10 protein-coding genes are annotated in these 21,320 nt (G+C 41.2%); all 10 read right to left on the bottom strand.

Annotation, left to right across the window (positions count from 1 at the left end):
* Nucleotides 1–106: 106 nt before the first annotated feature.
* Complete coding sequence (locus tag KMW37_RS10890; protein WP_215224653.1) at nucleotides 107–1,549, bottom strand: arylsulfatase B; 1,443 nt, start codon at nucleotides 1,547–1,549, stop codon at nucleotides 107–109.
* A 35-nt stretch (nucleotides 1,550–1,584) separates the two neighbouring features.
* Complete coding sequence (locus KMW37_RS10885; protein ID WP_215224652.1) at nucleotides 1,585–5,658, bottom strand: hybrid sensor histidine kinase/response regulator transcription factor; 4,074 nt, start codon at nucleotides 5,656–5,658, stop codon at nucleotides 1,585–1,587.
* Nucleotides 5,659–5,736: 78 nt separating this feature from the next.
* On the bottom strand, nucleotides 5,737–7,143 hold the full coding sequence (locus KMW37_RS10880) for a sulfatase family protein (RefSeq protein ID WP_215224651.1): 1,407 nt from the start codon (nucleotides 7,141–7,143) through the stop codon (nucleotides 5,737–5,739).
* Nucleotides 7,144–7,212: 69 nt separating this feature from the next.
* Nucleotides 7,213–8,691 carry a sulfatase family protein gene (locus KMW37_RS10875; protein WP_215224650.1) on the bottom strand — a complete coding sequence of 493 codons (1,479 nt, stop codon included), beginning with the start codon at nucleotides 8,689–8,691 and terminating at the stop codon, nucleotides 7,213–7,215.
* A gap of 15 nt (nucleotides 8,692–8,706) precedes the next feature.
* A complete protein-coding gene (locus KMW37_RS10870; protein ID WP_215224649.1) occupies nucleotides 8,707–10,764 on the bottom strand; it encodes an arylsulfatase in 2,058 nt (685 codons plus the stop codon).
* Nucleotides 10,765–10,875: 111 nt separating this feature from the next.
* Entirely contained in the window at nucleotides 10,876–13,212 is a 2,337-nt protein-coding gene (locus KMW37_RS10865) for a glycoside hydrolase family 2 protein (protein WP_215224648.1), read from the bottom strand.
* A gap of 579 nt (nucleotides 13,213–13,791) precedes the next feature.
* A complete protein-coding gene (locus KMW37_RS10860; protein ID WP_215224647.1) occupies nucleotides 13,792–14,706 on the bottom strand; it encodes a DUF1735 domain-containing protein in 915 nt (304 codons plus the stop codon).
* An 18-nt stretch (nucleotides 14,707–14,724) separates the two neighbouring features.
* Nucleotides 14,725–16,485 (bottom strand): RagB/SusD family nutrient uptake outer membrane protein, encoded by a 1,761-nt coding sequence (locus tag KMW37_RS10855; RefSeq protein ID WP_215224646.1) that lies wholly within the window; start codon nucleotides 16,483–16,485, stop codon nucleotides 14,725–14,727.
* Between the two features lie 27 nt (nucleotides 16,486–16,512).
* Nucleotides 16,513–19,545, bottom strand: a complete 3,033-nt coding sequence (locus KMW37_RS10850) for a SusC/RagA family TonB-linked outer membrane protein (protein WP_215224645.1) — start codon at nucleotides 19,543–19,545, stop codon at nucleotides 16,513–16,515.
* A gap of 31 nt (nucleotides 19,546–19,576) precedes the next feature.
* On the bottom strand, nucleotides 19,577–21,316 hold the full coding sequence (locus KMW37_RS10845) for a RagB/SusD family nutrient uptake outer membrane protein (protein ID WP_215224644.1): 1,740 nt from the start codon (nucleotides 21,314–21,316) through the stop codon (nucleotides 19,577–19,579).
* Nucleotides 21,317–21,320 lie beyond the last annotated feature (4 nt).

Here is a 21,320-nt window from a genome sequence, read left to right as displayed (position 1 = left end):
AATTGGACGAACTAGATTCACCTGTCACCTATTCATCACAAACAAATTGATTTTTAAAGTATCCCAGTTCAAAGACAAGGAAGGATCATATTTCAATCAACTCACATTACTGAATCTTCCATTCCTTTGGTGCCTTGAAACCTTTTTTGCCTACATGATAGGGAGGGACGCTTACCTCTGCTTGGATCTCCTCATACTTTTGGATCAATGATTTCATTTTCAAAAAGCTGTCTTCGTAGACTCCTTTCACATTTTTGGTTTCGTAGGGATCATTTTGCAGGTTGAACAATATATCTTCTTTTAGCTCCATACCTGGATTGCCCCCACTTTCCATTACCAGCTTCCAGTTTTGGTTGACCATTGCCCCACAGCCCAGGTAAAAATTCCGCTCAATATGTTCCTCCTTACCCTCTAACACCGGCACCATGCTCAGCCCGTCCAAATCCCTCTTCATTTCGCCCTGATATCCTGCCAATTCTGCTAATGTGGGAAGCATATCCACAAAGCCCATCACCTGATCGATTTTTCTACCTCCATCAAACTTCTCCTTCCAGTATATCACAGCAGGCACGCGCACGCCTCCTTCCCACTCTTGAAACTTGTGCCCCCTGAGATTTCCAGCAGTACCGCCTTCACCTGGAGCTGGACCATTGTCACTATGAAAGATCACAATGGTATTTTTCAGAATTCCCTCTTCAGTCAGGGCATCCATAATTTGCCCTATTCCTCTATCCAATGCCCTTACCATCGCCTCATAGGTCTGTTTTTTGGTATTTCCTCGGCCCAATTCACCATAACCCTTATTGGTAGAAAACTTGGGCAAACTTTTATCAAAACCACTTGCTACCAAATCCTCTTCTTTCGCCTGTAATGGCCCATGAGGCGCATTGAAGGCTACATACATGAAGAAAGGTGCTTCACCATCATTGTATTCCTTTATACAGGACACAGCCTCATCTGCCAATAAATCGGTGGCATAGCCCTTGTCATAAGAAGGTGCGAAGTCATCATGCCAGTCAAGTTCTCCTTCTCTTTCATGGGTAAAATAATCGATGGCCCCATTATAATGACCATAAAAATGGGTAAAGCCCCTATTGAGCGGGTGATAGGCTAGCTTTGAATGCCCCAAATGCCATTTCCCAATCATTGCCCGGTGCTTATAGCCTGCCTTTTCCAGGATCTCTGGCAAAAAGACCTCTGCAGTATCCACTCCAAAATCTCGCCAGGGAGGAATGACCGTTTCTCTTAACCCATAGCGGTCGGGATACCTGCCTGTCATTAGACCAGCACGGGTAGGAGAACATACCGGAGCTACATAATATCTATCCATTATGATACCCCTAGAAGCCAAATCATCGATTCGGGGAGTGGGAATTTCACTACCGTTAAAGCCCACATCTCCATATCCTAAATCATCTGCCAATATCAGGATAATATTGGGACGCTCTTGACCATAACTCACGGACGAAAATAAAGCGACCATGAAAAAAGCGGTCATTACAAACATGATTTTCACTGGCCTTTGTCTTAATTTATTTTTGGTAATCATTAAAAATCAAATTGATGTTGAAGTATTATTATTGGTTAATTTTGTACAAATGCATGGAAGTCACTCAAATTATTATCGATCGGTTTATAACCTTCTTTATAGCCAGATGGTGGAACTCCATACTTTTCCTTAAATGTCCTACTGAAATAATTGGGATCACTGAAGCCTACCGCATAAGCTACTTCAGAAACATTCTTGTCCTCAAGCAATAAAATGGTTGATCTTTTTAAACGGATAGCCTTCACAAATTCTGTTGCGCTTAAGTTGACCAGTTTTTTCAATTTCATATGAAGTAGGGTTCTGCTTACTCCTGCTTCCTTGCTGAAACTGGTAATATTAAAAGAAGGGTCTTCCAGATTTAGGTGCACAATCTCAATCAGTTTTTTCAAAAATTCGTGATCTTTATTATTAACTGGTTTTTCATAATTATCTATGCTTCCAAACTTTAGAAAATGTTGTTTCAGACTATTTCTGGATTCCAATGTATTCTTAACAATCAGCCTTAATTCCTGCAAGTTGAAAGGTTTGGGCAAATAAGCATCTGCACCGATCCCAAGGCCTTCCATTTTATTTTCAAAAGTCGATTTGGCCGTAAGTAAAATAAAAGGAATATGACTGGTATCGATATTACTCTTAATAACTTCACACAATTCCACTCCGCCCATCTGAGGCATTACTACATCTGAGATAATCACATCAGGCACATTTTTCTTGATTTTTCCCAATGCAGAAAGTCCATCTTTTGCTGAAATGATCTTATAATATTTGGAAAAATAATCAACAAGAAACTTTCGCATCTCCTCATTATCCTCCACGATCATCATATCAAAAATAACTTGATCCTCTTTCTCAACAGATTGGTCTACCTCTTCGTTTTCATTGATTTCATAAAGATCCTCATCTATTAACAATGACTTATTTCCGATGACTTTTTTGTAATTTTCCTCTTCATTGGTTTTGATATTAATCGGCAACAAAATGGTAAAACGTGTTCCTTCTTCTTCCATAATCTCCGCTTCAATACTTCCTCCCAAATACTTTGCAAGACTGCCGACCAAAGCTAGGCCAATTCCTGAACCTGAACTGTTCGGTTTATTGTGCTCTGCTTGATAGAATGGCAGGAATATTTTGTCCCTATCCTCCTTAGACAAGCCTCTCCCATTATCTTCCAATTGAATTTGTATGGAATCTTCTTTATCTTTTGAAGAAACCATACTTACACTCATATTGATCTCACCAAATTCCGGGGTGTTTTTAATGGCATTCGAGACCAAGTTGGTGATGATTTTCTCAACCTTATCCGCATCAAACAGAATTTCTTTTTTCTCTCTGTCGGCCTGAAAATTAAACGAAATGTTCTTCTTATTATACAAAGGAATAAATGCATTAAAAGTATCTTTCAGAAACAAAACAATATCTCCTTGCCTGGGTTTCAGACAGGTATGATCTGATTCTGTCTTTCTAAAGTCCATAAGTTGCTCAATCAAAAAATGTAACCTTCCTGCGTTCCTTTTGATCAATTTAAAATCTTGATTTTCAATACTGTCTTTCTGGCTATTTTCCAAGAACTTGTCAATGGCAGCAATAATTAATGTCAATGGCGTCTTAAATTCATGTGATATATAGGTGAAGAAATTGAGCTTATGTTGGTGCAATTCCCTCATCTTATCCTTTTCAACCTTTTCCAACTGATAAGCCACCTTTTCCTTGCTTCTCCTACTTAGATATATTTTATAACCATATATCACAGCGATCACCAAAAGCAAATAAAACAGTTTTGCCCATATAGTTAACCAAAAGGGTGGTGTCACAGTTAATCGGATTTTTCTTTCTCCAGACCATACTCCATTTGGATTGGCAGCCTTCACATGAAAGACATAATCTCCGGGTGAAAGATTGGTATAAGTGGCCGAATTCTGCTCCGCTGGCTTATTCCAGGTCTTTTCAAAGCCCTCCAAGTAGTAGGAATAGGCATTCTTTCCTGGTGAAAAATAATTGGTCGCCACAAAATCAAATGTGATCACATTTTGGCTATAATTAAGTTGGATGTATTCCGTCTCATCGATCTGCGCTTCCAGTATCCTCTCACTTCCCCCTACCTGTAAAGGTTTGTTGAACAGCTTCATCTCCGTAAAGTGTACGCTGGGAGGAATATTCACAGCCCTAATACTGTCAGGATGAAAATGATAGAGACCATTTACTGTTCCGAAATACATCCTACCTTCTTTGTCCTGATAACTGGACTTAAAGTTAAATTGCACATCCTGCAAGCCCTTTGATTTATCGTAAGTGACAAACTCCCCAGTTTCGGGCCTTAATACCGTAAGTCCCTTATTTGTACTCATCCAAAGGGCTCCACTCCTATCTTCCAAAATCCCATAAACATTATTATTGGGCAGGCCATCATCCTTTGTATAGGTGATAAACTTTTGTTCTGCATCATCCCATCTTAATAGCCCCCCATTTAAAGTACCAAACCAAATTCTTTCTTTTGAGTCCTGAAATGCACTGATCACTTTATTGGCCGTCAATCCATGATTATTGGGTAAATCCTTATTAAACCAAGTCAGGCTATCCCTATTGGAATCATATCTATAAATCCCATGATTTCGAGTACAAATCCAAAATATCCCTTGGTCATCTTCGATCATATCATAGATAAATTTCTGACCTATTTGATGGGGTTTAAACAAATGGAAACTATCGCTTTCTTTATCATATATATTGATTCCTCCCCAGGTTCCCGCCCATATTTTGCCTTTCGAATCCTTCATTAAAGAAAACACATTGTTATGGGATATCGAACCGGGCTTGCGAGGTCTATGTTTATAAACCTTAAAATTCCCGGTTGAAGGATCATATCGGTTAATTCCTTCAAGAAAAGTTCCTATCCAAATATTCCCTGCATCATCTTCCTCTATGGCGTGGACATTATTTCCACTGATGCTGACCTTACCTTTCTTGTGCTTTAAATAGCTGAAGTTTTCTCGCTTGCTGTCCCAAACGGTCACCCCTACATCTTCCGAGCCAATCCACAAATTACCCTTCCGGTCTTCCATGATTTGGCTGACAGCTTTACCGCCCAAAGCAGACTTACCTCCATCAGCAACTAGTTTGACAAAACCTGTATCGTTTAATTTTACAAAATTAACACCCCCAAAATAGGTTCCCATCCACATGATACTTTCCCGGCTTTTGTAAATACAATACACAGATTGATCACTTAAGGCATAGGGAGACTGATCAAATGATTGGGAATAATGCTCAAAATCACCATGCTTCTGATCATAAATATAAAGCCCGTTTTCAGTACCTAGCCATAGTCTGTTTTGATCATCTTCGCTGATGGCCCTGACCAAGGAAATATCCTGAACGGCAGATGAGGCACTAATTTTCTCAAATGCATCCCTTTTGGGAGAATAACGGAAAACCCCTTCCTTTGCGCCCAGCCACATCGTACCTTGGCTATCTTTAAACATGGAATAAAAATTATTTCTGGTCAGTCTATTGGGCCTGAAATCAGGATATTCCTTAATCGTTTCCCCTTGCTTGTTTACCAGATATACCCCTTCTACTGTCATCAACCAAAACACGTCTTTTTTATACTCAGCGATGGCCAAGATGACTTCTTGTCTCAATTTGCTTACCTCATTCTTCTGATTTACCAGAAATAGCCCATCCGTAGAGCAGACATACAAAAGAGAATCACTGGATTCAAAAAGATATTTGATATAGCCCAAAGGCTTTCCTCCGTAATGAATGTTTTCTATCCTGTCTGTATTGTAATCATACCGGTCTAAACCAATAGAGGTGCCTATAAAAAGTCGCTCACCATTCACGGCTTCCACGCAAAGAACCTCATCCGCACTTAAGCCTTTGCCTCCTTTTTCCTCGCTATAATAAGTTTTTAGATCGTAGCTATTATACCTGTTCAGCCCTTCCCTGGTCCCTATCCATATATAGCCTTTATGGTCTTGTACCATACTATAGACAGTACTGTGCGAAAGCCCATCTTGTGTGGTCAGTTTATGGAACACAGGTTTAACTCCTGCAAACAATTCCACTAACAGCCCAACAAATATACATAGGGTGAGTAAAATTCTTTTCATGGCATTCTGGGTTAATAACTAAGGGTCTTTACCACTTAAAACTAAGCTTTCTGACCGGGAAATCAAGTACAAGTAAGATCAAGGCAACTTGCTTTTCCAGTTTAGCAGCAGTTCTCCTAATCGGGAGACTATTTGTGGCTGACTATCGGCAAGGTTCCTTGTCTCTGCAATATCCGAAGTAATATGGTACAATTCTATTTGGCTACGGTCCATATTCATCAATAATTTGTATTCTCCTTCCATTATTGCCAATCGGGGACTCCTGTATCTCGGGTTTCCTGGCGATATATCAAATTCCCCTCCATATTCCCAAAATAAGGGCTTACGTCTTTCTGCTGCATTGCCCAATAATACTTCGCTACGGTCCTCCCCGTCAAATTCCGTTTCGCTTGACTCAAGTCCCAGCAAAGCAATCAGCGTAGGCAAAATGTCCGTGGCGTGAACAATGGACTCCATGACAGTACCCGGCTTGAAATGCCCTGGCCACCTCGCCATAAATGGCACCCTGATGCCTCCCTCATAAAGGCTCCATTTTCTACCTCGAAAAGGTCCCGCATCTCCCGGGGGATCATAATTCTCCTTATAATAATATCCCCAATCAGTCGGGCCATTATCACTACTAAGGATGATAAGGGTATTTTCCAGAAGGTCCATTTGCTCCAAACCATCCAAAAGCCGTCCTATTTCTTTATCCAACTGGTGAATGACTGCCAGGTATTTTTGATAATAATGATTGTTGGCATACTCAGAAAACATGGTCACATGCTCTTCCTTAGGATGAAAAGGGTCATGCACATCATTGGGCCATAGATCTATATAAAAGGGCTCACCTCGCTGCTCCTTAATAAATTCAAGGGTTCTGTCTACATAAATCGGTGTCTTTTCATGCTTTTCTACCCAAGTAACCTTTCCCTTTCCCAATTTTGCACTTTCCTCTGCCAATCCATGCCCCTTATCCAATAATCGATCACCCAAACCTTCAAAAGACACCAAAGATGCATCAAACCCATACGCAGCAGGCAAGGGAGCTTCTCCCACATCCCGTCCGCCTCCCATATGCCATTTCCCAAAATGGGCAGTGGAATAACCGGCACTTTTAAATACCTTGGCCATGGTAGTGACACTTGCATCTAAATAATTGGCCATCCCTCTTTTTTCGTTTCTCGCCCTATTGGCCAAAAAAGAGGTGATTTTAAACTTGGACGGATACTGTCCAGTCATCAAGGTAACCCTAGAGGGAGAACAGATAGGAGAGCCAACATAAAACCTTTTGAGTGTCACTCCCTCTGCACCAATCCTGTCCATATTGGGTGTTTGGATATCGCAGTTTCCATAGGCACTCAAGTCCCCATAGCCCATATCATCTATAAATATCATGATGACATTCGGCCTCTCTTTGGCTTGACCAAAAACTTTTCCCTCAAAAGAACAGAAGATAAGGCAAATAATCACCATCAAAGTCACTTTGGTAAAAAACGTCTCCATATTGCATCCTTTAATTTGCGTCATCATCTGCTGATTCCTTTCCTATCCTTAAAAAAAATTTCCATTCTGCTAAAAGACATAGGGCGCCACTGGTTTGCCTCCTGGCTGCTTATTGTCTAAGGCTTCAGGACCGGTTTCAAAGTCCCCCTGACCCTTTCTCCATGTCTCCATATTTTCCCTAAATGAACCCATCAAAGCTCGGTATGCAGGATCTTCTGCTAAGTTGACCGTTTCTTGAGGATCCCTTTGTATATCATAAAGTTCTTCGCGTGGATGGTTATGGTACCTCCATAAGACATTGGCGGCATGTTCATCCTTATAGGAAGCATCTACCCATGAGTTCCAATATTGCTTCCCGCCATCATGGTTCTTGGATTTGTCCATATGTGTGGTATAAAGAATTTCTGGTGCCAAATTGAGGATATATTTATACCTGTCCGTCCTAATCATCCTGGATGGAGAGCGGTTCATTTTTCCATCCCCGGTATGGGAAGCATAGACATATTCCCGATGGGAAAACTTTTCACCATTCAATACTGGCATAAAACTGCTTCCATCTAAATCTTTGAGAACATCTCCTCCCAGAATGTCCATAAATGTCGGAAAGAGATCCACATGTGATACCAAAGCATTGGTGTGCATAGATTGGTTGATTTTCCCAGGCCAGTGCACCATCAAAGGTACCTGAATGCCCTCGTCATATAATGTCCATTTTGCAAAAGGCCATTGGGGACCTTGATCTGAGGTAAAAATGATAATGGTATTCTCTTCCAAGCCATTTTCCTTGATGGACTGAAGAAGATGCCCAAAGTTCTTATCCATTTTTGTAATATCTGTATAATAGCGCGCCCTGGAAAATCGCGTATCCTTGGTATCGATATGTTTGGAAGGCACATCCATTTCGTCTGGTTCATAACTTGCATCTTCTGGCCAGATTACATGAGGACTATGGTCGGCTACTACTAACATAAATGGCTCATTACTTTTCTTTTGTCCCGAAAGCCACTTATCAACTGGCCCTAAGTTCAGGTCATGGTGGAGTCCAGGTCTATTTTCAAATCCAGGTTCTGGGACATTGGTATGGGCAATCTTCTCAAACGGAAAAACTTCCGCTGGTCCCACATGCAGTTTTCCCGCTATAGCAACCTTATAGCCCATTGGCTTCAAGTGCTGGATGATAGAATATGTACCTGGCCTCACACCGGAATGATTACTATGCCCCCCATGTCTAAAAGGCAGAAGTCCCGTCAAAATGCTGCTCCTGGATGGACCACAGGTAGGAGATCCTGCAAAAGCCTGGGAAAACCTCATCGATTTTTGATCAAACTCATCCAGATAGGGAGTTCTCACCACTTTATTTCCATAAGGGCCAATATCATTTACACTTAGATCATCTGCTATAAACAGCACTATATTCCACTGTTTGTTTTTATCCTGTTTCCCTTGGGCAAAAAGTCCTGAAGAAATCACTATCAAAAACAAAAAACTGATAACCAAAGCTTTAAATAAGCCTCTTTCTCTTTTCAATGCGCTAATATTTTTAATCATAGGTTTGTTTTCTATTTAATCCTTTGACTGAAGGCTTGCCTGGTGTACAATAATATGATCTCCTTGATCAGCACTGACACTATAAAGAGACAATTGATACCTGCCATTCTTTGGAATGCTCACATCACTGACTTGATATTTCAATTGGCTATCAGTCAATTTCACCTTACTTTGGGCAACTACCACTGGTTTTTTGCCCACTGTCTCCACCACCAGGTTAAACTCTTTTCCTTTTTCTCCTTCCAAAACCATTGCTACGTTGAATGCTTCACCCTTATCTGCCCAAAACGGCCAAGCCAATATTTCTGTAGCCTCTTTGACTTCTTTTGAAAATGTGATAGAAGCTTTATTGCTGCTCTCTTCTTTAATCAGTTCATAGCGGATACCTTTATTATTTGAGCGCTGCCAGCCGCCAAATCCTGATTGGAATTGTCCGTTAATTTGCTTTTGATAATCTCTGGATCGTTTACCATAATCACGGGTATCCAGGGGATAAACCTGTACTTCTGCAGCCCAATCTTTCCATTTTTCGTAAAGGGCCATTTTCTTTTCAGCATAATCCTTAGAGAGGTCATTTAACTCAGCAGGATCTTCTTCCATATTATAAAGTTCTAGGGTACTGGGATCAAAATCAGCATTTTCTGCTGTCTTGGCTACCAGTTTCCACTTGCCTTCCCGAACCCCTATATTCGCTTCATGTTCCCAAAAAATGGCTTTTCGCTGTATGGGATTTCCTTCAAACTGATCCGCAATACTCTGCCCCTGCATAGGAATGATTTTATTGCCTTTGAATGCTTCGGGATATTGGGCTCCCGTAATATCCACGATGGTAGCCATGAGATCCGTCAAATGTCCTGGTTCTCTTACAAAAGAATCCTCCAAGTCTTTATCGATGCCATTGGGCCAATGAACAATCATAGGCGTCGCTATTCCCCCCTCATGGATCCAATGTTTAAACTCCTTATAGGGTGTACTGCTCATATTGGCCCAGTTAATTCTATAACTTTCCCAAGTATCTGCTTGACCATTTAATTCCTTGCTTTTGCCATTACTGATAAATTCAGCACAGGCCCCATTATCTGATAAGAAAAATATTATTGTATTGTCAAGCTGGCCCTCATCTTCCAATTTTTTGATAACCCTGCCTATCCCCTGATCCATGGCATCAATCTGGGCAGCATATATAGCCATTCTCATGGCAAAGGCTTCTTTTTCTTCTTGGGACAAACTGTTCCAAGCAGGCACCTTTTCATTTCTACTGCTCAATTCCACCTCCCCATCAAAAATGCCAAGCGTCTTTTGTCTCTCCAATCGTTCTGCCCGCAAGCTATCCCAACCGGCCATATAAATGGTCTTATATTTTTCTATATCCTTCTCGAGGGCATGTAATGGCCAATGCGGTGCAGTGTAGGCCAGGTACATAAAAAATGGATCCTCCTTGTTTTCTTTAAAATGCTGGTCTATGAAATTAACAGTAGAATCACTTACGGCATGGGTAAAATAAAAGCCTTCCTCCTTGATCGGATATTTTTCATTATCACTATATACATTTGGGATAAAATAATTGGATGCCCCATCCACAATACCAAAAAACTCATCAAATCCACGCTGAATGGGCCAATTATCCTTGACTTCTCCTTGAATATTTCTTACCCTACTCAAATGCCACTTTCCTGACATATAAGTCTTATAACCGGTTTGATGAAGCACTTCGGCTATGGTCACACACTGCTGGTTCAGCTCTCCTTGATATTGCGGGGTGCCAAGATCTGCAGCGGTCATCCACCCCATTCCTGCTTGGTGAGGATAAAGCCCGGTCATCAGCGATGCCCTCGTAGGACAACATCGGGCATTGTTATAAAACTGTGTGTACCTGATGCCGCCTTTAGCCAATTTATCCAAGTTGGGCGTCTTTACTTCCCCTCCATAACTGCCAATATCCGAGAATCCCATATCATCTGCTAAAATGATTATGACATTGGGTTGCTTGACTGTTTCTTTGGGATTGCAGGAAGAAAGAATGGTCATGCCAATGAAGAGTTTGGCTATAAGGGTCTTATTGATATTTTTCATTATAAAAATGGTTATTTAGGCTTGGCTATTGTTAAATGAAGAATAGATTAGAATATATAATATCTAAGTCCAAAAAAGGGCATGCCAAACATGCCCCAAAAAATTTACGGATCAATCAGTGCTAGCTATATCTTTTACTGTGTCAGAAGTATACAGGCCTATATCAAAGGCCCCTTCGTTATTTTTGGTTTTCACCTCAACTGACACCATATTCTCCCCTTCTTGCAAATATTCCCTTGCACCTTCCAAAAGGATATGCGTATAATGCCTTTTTCTTCCCCCACCATCATTTAAGGTTTTCACCAAATGACCATTGATAAATACCTTCGCTTCGGAACGAGGTGCATAATACTTGATATAAATATTATCAGGAACAGCCTGTAATATAAATGTTTTTCTCAAATGCAGTTCCTCTCCTTCCCAAGGACTCGAAGGGGGTAAAAACGGATTAACTCCACCACTAAATGGCGCGACCTGTTCCTCCCATCCTGCATCATCATAGTCCTGAGCTGCCCAATCCTTGTCCACCGCACCAAAATTGACTTTCCACATTTCTGGAGAATGCTCCGAATCGGTCACTAAATCATGCTTTTTCCATCTTGGCTCATAAAGGGGCATGATCCACTTTTTCACTTTCTCAGGATCAATTTTCACCACCTCCCGATCATAGGTAATCATGCCGTTCACCTCTCCTTCCACATCCGTAGTCTGGGTATAAATGGCCGCTGAAAGCCCCCAGCTGATCAATCCCTCCAGATTTTTAATGATGGCCTGGAACTCTTTTTCGTAAACGGCTTGGTCCTGATAGGTCAAATAGCCCCAGTTTCTTTTGTCCCACCATAAATGATCTTTTACAGGGAGTCCCAATCCACCAAATTCTCCCAGAACAGACGCCCTTTTCTCTTCCGAAAGCTCCATGCCTGGACCAGGATACAAGTGAACATCAATCATATCGCCGACTTTCCTGTCTGCCCAGCCACTTGGAGCATCTACTAGTCTGCTCGGATCATATTTTTTGGTCCATGTAGCCAACTTCTCTGTTTCATATTGTCCCCAGCCCTCATTCAAAGGCACCCATACCAAAATCGACGGAAAATTATAAAGGTTGTCAATCATGGACTTAAGTTCGCTTTCAAACTGTTGTGCAGATGGCAAAGGTCTTTCCCAGTCCAAAAGCGCATCATGCTTCACATGCTGGACAGATTTTTCAGCAGTACTGAAACCTGACGGCATGTCCTGCCAAACCAACATCCCCATCTTGTCACAATGGTAGTAAAACCTGGCCGGTTCCACCTTCACATGCTTCCTGAGCATATTAAAGCCCATTTCCTGGGTCTTCTTAATATCGTAGACCATTGCCTCCTCAGTTGGAGCGGTATAAAGGCCATCAGGCCACCATCCTTGGTCCAACAACCCAAATTGAAACAAGGGTTCATTATTTAGCATAATTCGGGTATAGCCATTGCCATCTTTTCCCAAAGAGACCTTCCTCATTCCAAAATAACTATCCACCTTATCTACCAATTCTCCCTTCTCATTATAAAGTTTTACTTCCAGATCATAAAGGTGCGGATTATCCGGTGCCCAAAGGATCATATCCTTTATCGCCAATCTTGCTGTGGAGTGAATTGACCTTTCACCTACAGAAATTTTAGTCCCTGATATATTTTCACCATGGGAAGTAGCATTGATTTCAAGCACATAATCCTTAGACAATGATGGGTAGTCCACCTCTATATCCAGCTCTCTTTGGTCAATATCAGGCGTCATACGGAGTGATTTTATATAATCAACTGGTACCGATTCCATCCAGACCGTTTGCCAAATCCCAGTTACCGGTGTATACCAAATTCCTTTGGGATCGGACACTTGTTTGCCCCTGGCTTGCATGCCCTCATCAGTAGGATCCCATACCCGCAGCACCAACTCGTTGTCCCCGCGTTTCACAAATTGGGAAATATCAAAAGTAAATGGATCATAACCTCCTTTGTGCTCACCCACTTTCTTACCATTTATATATAAAACCGTCTCCCAATCCACCGCCCCGAAATGCAATAATGTCCGCTGTTTTAATTTGGATGGGTCGATTTTAAGATTCCTTCGGTACCATAGATAATTTTCATTACCAACTGCCTTTTTTACACCACTAAGGGCAGACTCTATAGGAAATGGCACCAAAATCTCACCTTGATAATCTCTAGGCTTGGATGAGTTTTTCTCGGTGATAGTATATTCCCAAGTTCCGTTCAGATTGGTCCATTCCTCTCGCTGAAGCTGAGGCCTAGGATATGCTGACCAAAGATTATTTGCGTCAACTTGATCCGTCCAATGGGTTTTCATTTCATAAGATAGGAGTCCACTGTCCTTTACCTGACTATACCCAGGTAATAAGACCAAAAAGGCCATACAGGCCATTAACAAACCTGTGATGCTGTAAGCATTTTTCATTAATTCGAATTTATTAATTTAAACTATAAACTTTATGGTCATGAAATATCCTTCACCAAACTGGTAAAAGATCAGCCGATGCTTCTAACATCAATAAAACAAGAAGCATCAACTGACTGACCTTAACCCTCAAATTCAAGTGTTTTGAAAAAGATTATCTTTTGTATTGATTTCAGCGTGTGGCAAAGGATAAAGCACTTAATCGGCCTAGGTATCCCTTCCTTGTTCCAAAACTCTTTAATTTAAAATTACATTTCCCCTACTTGAGGCATTAGCACTGATGTACATAAGACCTTTGATTATGTAAATACTGGCCCAATAGCGCTCAGAACCTGATAATTCATTTAAAAACTGGCTATCATTTTGTATTAACCTCTTGCTTAGTTCTGCCCAAATCAGGAAATCAAAAAGTACTTCAGACAAATACTGATGCTCTTACTCACCTCTAAATCGGCCTACTATTTGAAAAACTTCCCTTAAAATCAAGTCTTTTCATTCGCTCATAAAAAAATGGAATGAAGAGCTTTGAGCTCAATCATTCCATTTTCCCATGACATCTATCCTATCGCAAATAATCCGCTAAAAACCTCTCCATTCATTCACTCCTTGGCCATCCGCCTGCACATCCCGAACCCTATTTCTAAAGACGAGCGTATCTGTCGAATAACAATCATATACGCCATCATTCCAAGTGTAATTAAGATAAAACGTCTTTATATCCTCAACATAAGAAGATATACCGTCTGCCTCAACTACTATATTGGAATTGGACGAAGGACTAATTCCCACATCTCCACCTCCAAATGTCGGAACATCTATATTAAAGCTAAAGCTTCCTTTACCTGGGTCATTGCTTATTCCTGTTCCATCAGGATGAAGCTCCAAGGTATTTGCATTAACCGTAATGAGTTGTCGGACACTTTCCGAATTGGCAGAATTATTCATATACTCCAAAGTATCTACAATACTGCCCTCTTCTTTCCTTATTGTCCTTCCAGAATAATAATAATTCCCATGTTGTTTTGCCCAATAGCTTACCGAAACCAAAATCGTCTTTTTGACGGCATTTACGGAATCTACATCATCACAGCTTGTAATTTCAACAGGAAGAACATATTCTCCTGAAACAGCCTTTGGGTCATTTACAAATTCTGCAGAGTCAAACTTCACTCCTAAAAAACCTACAAACTCGCCTTTTGGGATAATAAAAGTGTTTTCATTATCCAGCGTATATAAACTAGACGGTAGCACGGATTGGTTGGGATTAGTCACCAACTCATTATTAATTGCAAATTTCACCAATCGGTCGCTATCATTTTTCAAAACCCCTGTAAGCATTGAACCAACCTTCAGGCCCAGCCCTTCACCCACAACGACATTTCTGTTATATTCTTGATTATAAAAATAAACAGATGTTACCCCATATTGGATATCATAATCCTCAAAGCCACAGGCGCTCAATAAGGTCAACAATAGTATCAGTATCTTTTTCATTGATTTCATGATTAATTATTAATTCCAGCCTTTGTTTTGCACTAGTTTCGAAGAACTATACAGAAGATTATATGGAATAGGGGAAAATGGTGATGCGAACTCTTTCTTTTCAAGTAAAAACCTATCATAGACCAATTCACCCTCACTATCCTTAGTGATTTTAATCCCATGCACTTCTTTGTTTAATGGAGACAAATCATCACCCTTGAGCCATCGGCGTAAATCCCAATAATAATGCCCTTCAAAACTCAGCTCCAGCCTCCTTTCATTCCTCACCAGTTCTCTAAATTTCATGGGATCCATCAAGGCCTCCTTATTCATATAGACATCACTTGCACCATAACGTTGATGAATTTTGGAGATGGCCTGGGCAGCCGTGAAACCATAGCCTTCAGGATCCATTGCCGCGCCCCAAGCCTCCGAGGCTGCTTCGGCATAATTCAAATACAGTTCTGGAAGTCCAAGAAGTACTGTAGCCCTAGAAGTGGAACTTTGGTTTCCTGGAATAAGTCTCACATTACCTGACCTTAATAATTTTTTCAAGTAATATCCGGACCTGGTGGTATTCCTGGATGGATTAAAAGCATCAGTCCCTCCCACAAAAGTTTCCACCGTGTGGTAATTATTTGGCCCCATAGAAGACCCATTAACTGCCACAAACTGCTTCAAACGAGGATCTCTTTTTAGGTATGGATCAGCAGGATCGTAGGAGGTGCTTTCACTGATGGGATAACCTTCATTATCAGGGAAAGCATCCACATAGTTTTGAGAAGGGTTTACCCGACCATTACCATACATAGATGGTGGATAATGGTCATTTTCATAGGCATTGTTATTATTCAAAACGGCCCCTCTCAGGAACTGATCCTTAATATCAAAACGCTTATCATTCAATCTGGTAAAATAAAACTCATTGACGCCAGTCAGATTCGTCAATCCTCCTAGCTCTACTATGGCTTTACCAGCTGCTCTTGCTGCATCTTCCCATTTGGAACGGTCATTAACGGTGTTAAAAGCCGGACTGGCCGCATACAGTAAAGTCCTGGCCTTTAAAGCCATGGCCGAAATTCCACTGGCCCTACCGTTCATGGATTCACCCAGGACAGCATTATTTCCTTTGTATTGTATAGGCAAATGTTTGATGGCCATATCACAATCAGCAATTATTTGACTCACGCAAGCCTCATAGGTATCACGGGGAAGGTCCAGATCTTCATCAACATTCAATACCTCGGTGACAATTGGAAAACCAAGCAATTCCCCATTTGCCCCTTCTCCACCATATGCTTGGAGTAGTTGAAATTCATTATAAGCCCTAAGAAAATATGCCTCTCCCAATAGCCTATAAAACGTATTGATATTGTCCAGGCTATCAGCAGGAGTCCCCAGTTTTGTAAAGCGTACCGGCGTTAGGTATGCTTTAGACGGATCAAGAACCATTTTATCCAAAAACTGATTTAACCGCCGAATATTTCTGTAGCTCCCTACCCAGTTATCAAAAGGGTTAAACATCGGGGAAAGCATGCCTGTACTGGCCTTCAGGTAATTTGCACTATAATCGTTGAATACTGCATTATCGGTAGCGCAGTCCATTCCGATATCATATAGATTGGGAAGGTTAAAATACACCTCGTTGAGCAGGCCACTGAAGTAGGCATGATTTGCAAATGCCTCCTCTTCACTAATCGTACCGTCAATCATAGGGTCCAGAAATTCGGTGCAGCCCATCATTCCAGCCCATGATACCAGTACTAATATAAAATTCTTTATCGTTCTCATTGTTTTCTTTTTCGTATTCAATACAGTTTAGAAGGATAGGGAAACTCCGCCTGTTATGGTGGTTGCTAAAGGAAAATTGAAGATACCTGCTCCGATATTTTCCGGATCCATATCTTTGACCTTAGAAAGTGTAAGTAGGTTAAAGCCTCTGGTAAAAACTTTCAAACCGCCCAATCCCAAAAAGCTAACCCTGTTTGGTGTAAATGTGTAGCCAAGCTCTACATTTCTCAATTTGAAGTAACTGCCATCACCTATCCAATAAGAAGAATTCACAAAATTATTATCTGCCAAAGTAGTGGATAATTGTGGATGAGGATTTCCATTTGGCAAACCGCTGACCACAACGGCCGAGTACTTTCTATTGCCATATATCTGGTAATAGGCATTGTCAAAAAGCCTGTTGTACATTCCGCTGCCAATGCCATAAGCATCCAGATTAAATCCTTTATAGTTCAGCTTTAAAGAAACACCGTAAAACAGCTTGGGAGATGCATTCCCTATTGCAACCTGATCCCTTTGGTCCACTACCCCATCCCCATTGGTATCTTCATATTTAAGATCGCCTGGGCGCACATTTCCAGTCAGCTGTAAGGGAGAATTATCAATATCCTCCTGATTGGTAAAAGTTCCTACCGATTGATAACCGAATATGGCCCCAATCTCTGTGCCTTTTCTTATCAATCCACCATGGGTTTCTGCAGGGAAATCCGCTTCGTTAGTTTTTACATTTTCAGCCACACTGTAGGTCATATTCCCCCCTAAGCTCACTTTCAGTTTTCCAAAGCTCCTGGTATGTTCAATTTGTCCCTCTACACCATGTACCTTTACTTCATTGTGATTCACAAAAGGCAAGGCTTCATTTCTCCCTATCACGCCTGAAACCATATTGTCCATTGTAGAAAACAAGCCTGTATGTTTATGGTTAAAATAGCCAAATGAAAGCAGTGTGGATTCCTTGAAAAGCAATGCATCAAAGCCTGTGTTAAATTCATAAGATTTCTGGAAGGTTAGGTCAGGATTGCCTGTATGGTCCAAAGTGAGCCGGTAATTATCTCCGGCAATGCCATTATATGTTCCATTGGATACCCATCTATCCCTATAAAGGTCTGCAAAGAATCCTCCGTTGCCATATTGACCGGTAGAACCTAAAATACCATATGATCCTCTAAACTTGAAGTAATCCAGAAAGGATATCTCCTTCATAAAATCTTCTTCGGAGAGAATCCATCCCAATCCTATTGCGGGAAATGTTCCATATCGGTTTTCGGGAGAAAAGGTATTGACCCCTACCCTGTTGACATTTATTTCAGCGATATACCTGTTTTTGAACATATAGTTCAAGTGGCCTCCAAAGTTCTGCCTACGTGGGTTTTGGTGCACATTCCTAACTTCGAGTTGCGACTGAAAGATATTCAAATAGGCCTTAATGGCATGTGGCCCAAAGGTCCGCAGATAACTGGATTTAAAGTTAAAGGCAAATCTTCTGGTTACTTCGGCAAGGCTCCTGCTTTGGCCTGTTTGCCTGGTGTATTCCCCCCACTGTTGGAAACCAATATCACCATTTTCTCCAATAGATGGCTCATACACTGCAAAAGTCTGCCCCTTTGTCGCGGTCTCTACATTGTAAATATCGAAAGTAACAAAAGGTCTAAAGCTAAGGCCTTTCACCCATTGACCAAGGTCTACATTCAAGCCCAAGTCTGATTGAATATAGCTGGCCTTTCTTTCACTATAGCCACGACCTGTTAAAAGACCATATGGATTATTCTGTCTTTCTGCGGTACCTCCCAATACAAAATCACGGTTGGTAACCCCTGCCAGGTCAGCAGGGATGCTTATGGGAAATTCATTCGGCCTCAGTGTTGACAAAGACTGGATAATATCAGCAGCACTGACATTTGGGGTATTCCTATTTTGTAAGGCCCCATTAAATCCAGCATTCAGGGTAATAAAATCCTTAAGGTTGAGATCTACATTTGTTCGCAATGTAATAATGTCTTCACTGTGAGGGTAATCGGTGTACTTTTCCAAACCTCCATTAGACTGGTACCCTAGGTGGGCAAAATACCTTGCATCTTTATTCCCCCCCGTCATTTGGGTACTCATCCTAGTTACATCCATTGATTTGTTTAGGAACTCATCATAATAATCCACATCTGGATATAAGTATGGATTGCTTCCATTTTTATAAGCCGCTAAATCCGATTCCGTATACAAAGGGGCAAAACCATCATTGGCAAGAGCTTGGTTATAGTACTTAGCATAGTCATAAGAATTGAGGTATTTTGGTAACCTCGTAGGGATATGCACACCACGTTGGACATTTAACCTGATACCATTTCTATTGACTTTCCCCCTTTTGGTCTTAACCACAAGAATACCATTTGCCTGGCTACCTCCATACATTGACTTGAAGGTAGCGTCTTTGAGCAATTGTACACTTTCAATGATCTCAGGTTCTAGAAAATCCAATGGTCTTTCCACTCCATCTACTATGACCACATAAGCTCCCCATGCCGGTGAAACAGCTGACAAATTCTGGCTGGTCCATCCAGGAACCATATTGCCTTGCCACTGCCATAAGCCAGTCAAGCGACCTCCCAAAGCATTTTCAAGACTTAGGGTAGGATTGCTCTCCAACTCTTCGCCTTTTACATAAGAATAGGAACCAACACTCCTCCGCTCTGACGTACTGTCAAAGGGAGTGAAAAGTATATGATTTTCGCCAGAAAATGCAGGAGCCTTGGCCAATGCAATTTTACCGGAAATAATTTCCTCGCTAGATATATCTAAGGTTTTAGCATGATATCCTTCTGATCTAATAACCAAAATATCGCCTTCTGGCACTTCGAAGGTAAAATACCCCTCTGAATTGGTACCGACAACTCTCCTTCGTTCCGAGGAATATATCTGTGCATTCAATGCCTGTCCATCCCCATCAATAACCTGTGCAGCTACCGTGTGAATTGTTTTTTTCCCTTTTCCTTTTTGAGCTTCAACCGTTAGGCATGGAATCAAAAGGAAAGCGAAAAAAATGTATATTATTTTGTTTAGTTTCATCTTTATTACCATTTGAATAATAAATTCTTAGCTACCAGCCTGGATTTTGATTAAAGTTGGAACCGATGTTCGCATCGTCCAGTTTAATTACAAACAGGTAGTGTTTTTCTTCGAATACCCTTGTCTTGAGTAACTCTTTGGTATATTTAAATCCAGTGGGATATTCCTCTGAAGAAGGAACTTTGGAAATGAACATTCTCCAGATATCTCTGTTTTCTGGAAGATGGGCGATCTTCCAACGCCTGATATCAAACAATCGATGGTCTTCAAAACATAACTCAATTCTTCTTTCATTTCTGGCACGTTCCCTAAAGGCAGTTTTGTCTAAAAACTTAGAATTGATATTGGGCATTTTTGCACGGTTACGTACCATATTGAGCGCTTCCTCCGCGGAGTATAAACACCTACTGTCTTTGGTGACAGGAGAAGTCCAGGCTTCATTAGCTGCCTCTGCAAAATTCAGGTACAGTTCTGACATTCTCAGATCGGGCCACACCATGTCCAAATCTGCGCCAAATGTCTTTCCCATCCATTTGTTGTTATAATATCCGGTCTGAGTATATCCCATTATCACATCACCTCCTTGATATTTTAAGCTGGGAGACCCATTGGTGGATGGGCTTTGCGTATTATCCACATTCCAGATTTGCATGTTCCTGTTCATAATCCGCTGGCCGTTATGAATAATAGATTCCTCAAATCTTGGATCACGACCAGCATAGGGCTCTTGGGGATTATAACCAGACGCTGGATCATCGATAGGCAAGCCTGTCTCCTGCATTTCAAAACTGTCCACCAATAATTGATTTGGCTGGGTTCCGTAATTGCCACTAAGCTGACCTGGAGGCCTATATCGATTTCTGTAAGAATTTGAACCCCAGTTATGCCGATAACGCCTACCATAAATAACCTCTTTCATATAGACACTCTCGACCTGTTCCTTAAACAGGTAATAATAATCTTCCATAACAACCAATCCATAACCTGTCTCTTCAGCAGCTCTTATAGCTTTGTCTGCAGCAAGAGCAGCATCTTCCCAAAGGTCTTCTGCTCCCTTATCCTGCATAGCAAATTCACTTGCAGCATATAATAAAGTCCTTGCTTTCATGCCAAGAGCGGCTACTTTTGTAGGAAATCCCCACTCGCTATCTGGAAACTTAATCGGCAAATACATGGATGCAGAATCAAAATCCATCGCCGCCCTCTTCATGGTCTCCTGATAGCCAAGGCGTGGAAGGTCCATATCATCATCCGCATTTAATGGTCGATAGAGATATGGCATTCCACCCCATCGACGAACCAATTCAAAATAACTCTCTGCTCTATAGAAATAACAGATCCCTATGAGCCTCTTTTTGGTTTGTTCACTCCCTGGGTAATAGTCTATATTGGCCAAGCCTACATTGGCTTTCCTGATCTTACTCCATATATTCTCAAAAGTCCCATTTTTCGCTTGAGTGGCTTCACCATTTGTGCGCAGGGCATAAAAATCCCCCACAGCTGCTTGCACCGAGGGTACCCCGGTAAATGTGGCTCCAGAGATGGAATTGTCCGATATATCGTCAAAATCTCCCTGTGGACTGTTATTAGCAGTATGCCTTTTAAGGGCAGGTCTTGCCACAAGGTCTTCTACAAAGCTCCTATAGTTGACAGAATCCCCAAAAACACTTTCAAATGTATAGCCGTCCGATTCAGGTTGTTTGTCCAAGAAATCACTTTCACAGGATATCAGGGACAAAATCAAAATGCTGAATATTAATATGTTTTTCATTGTT

Origin of the sequence: Echinicola shivajiensis (genome assembly GCF_018642165.1) — a bacterium.
GTDB lineage: Bacteria > Bacteroidota > Bacteroidia > Cytophagales > Cyclobacteriaceae > Echinicola > Echinicola shivajiensis.
Note: the sequence above shows the minus strand (reverse complement) of the source record. Positions and strands in the feature narration are given on the sequence as shown.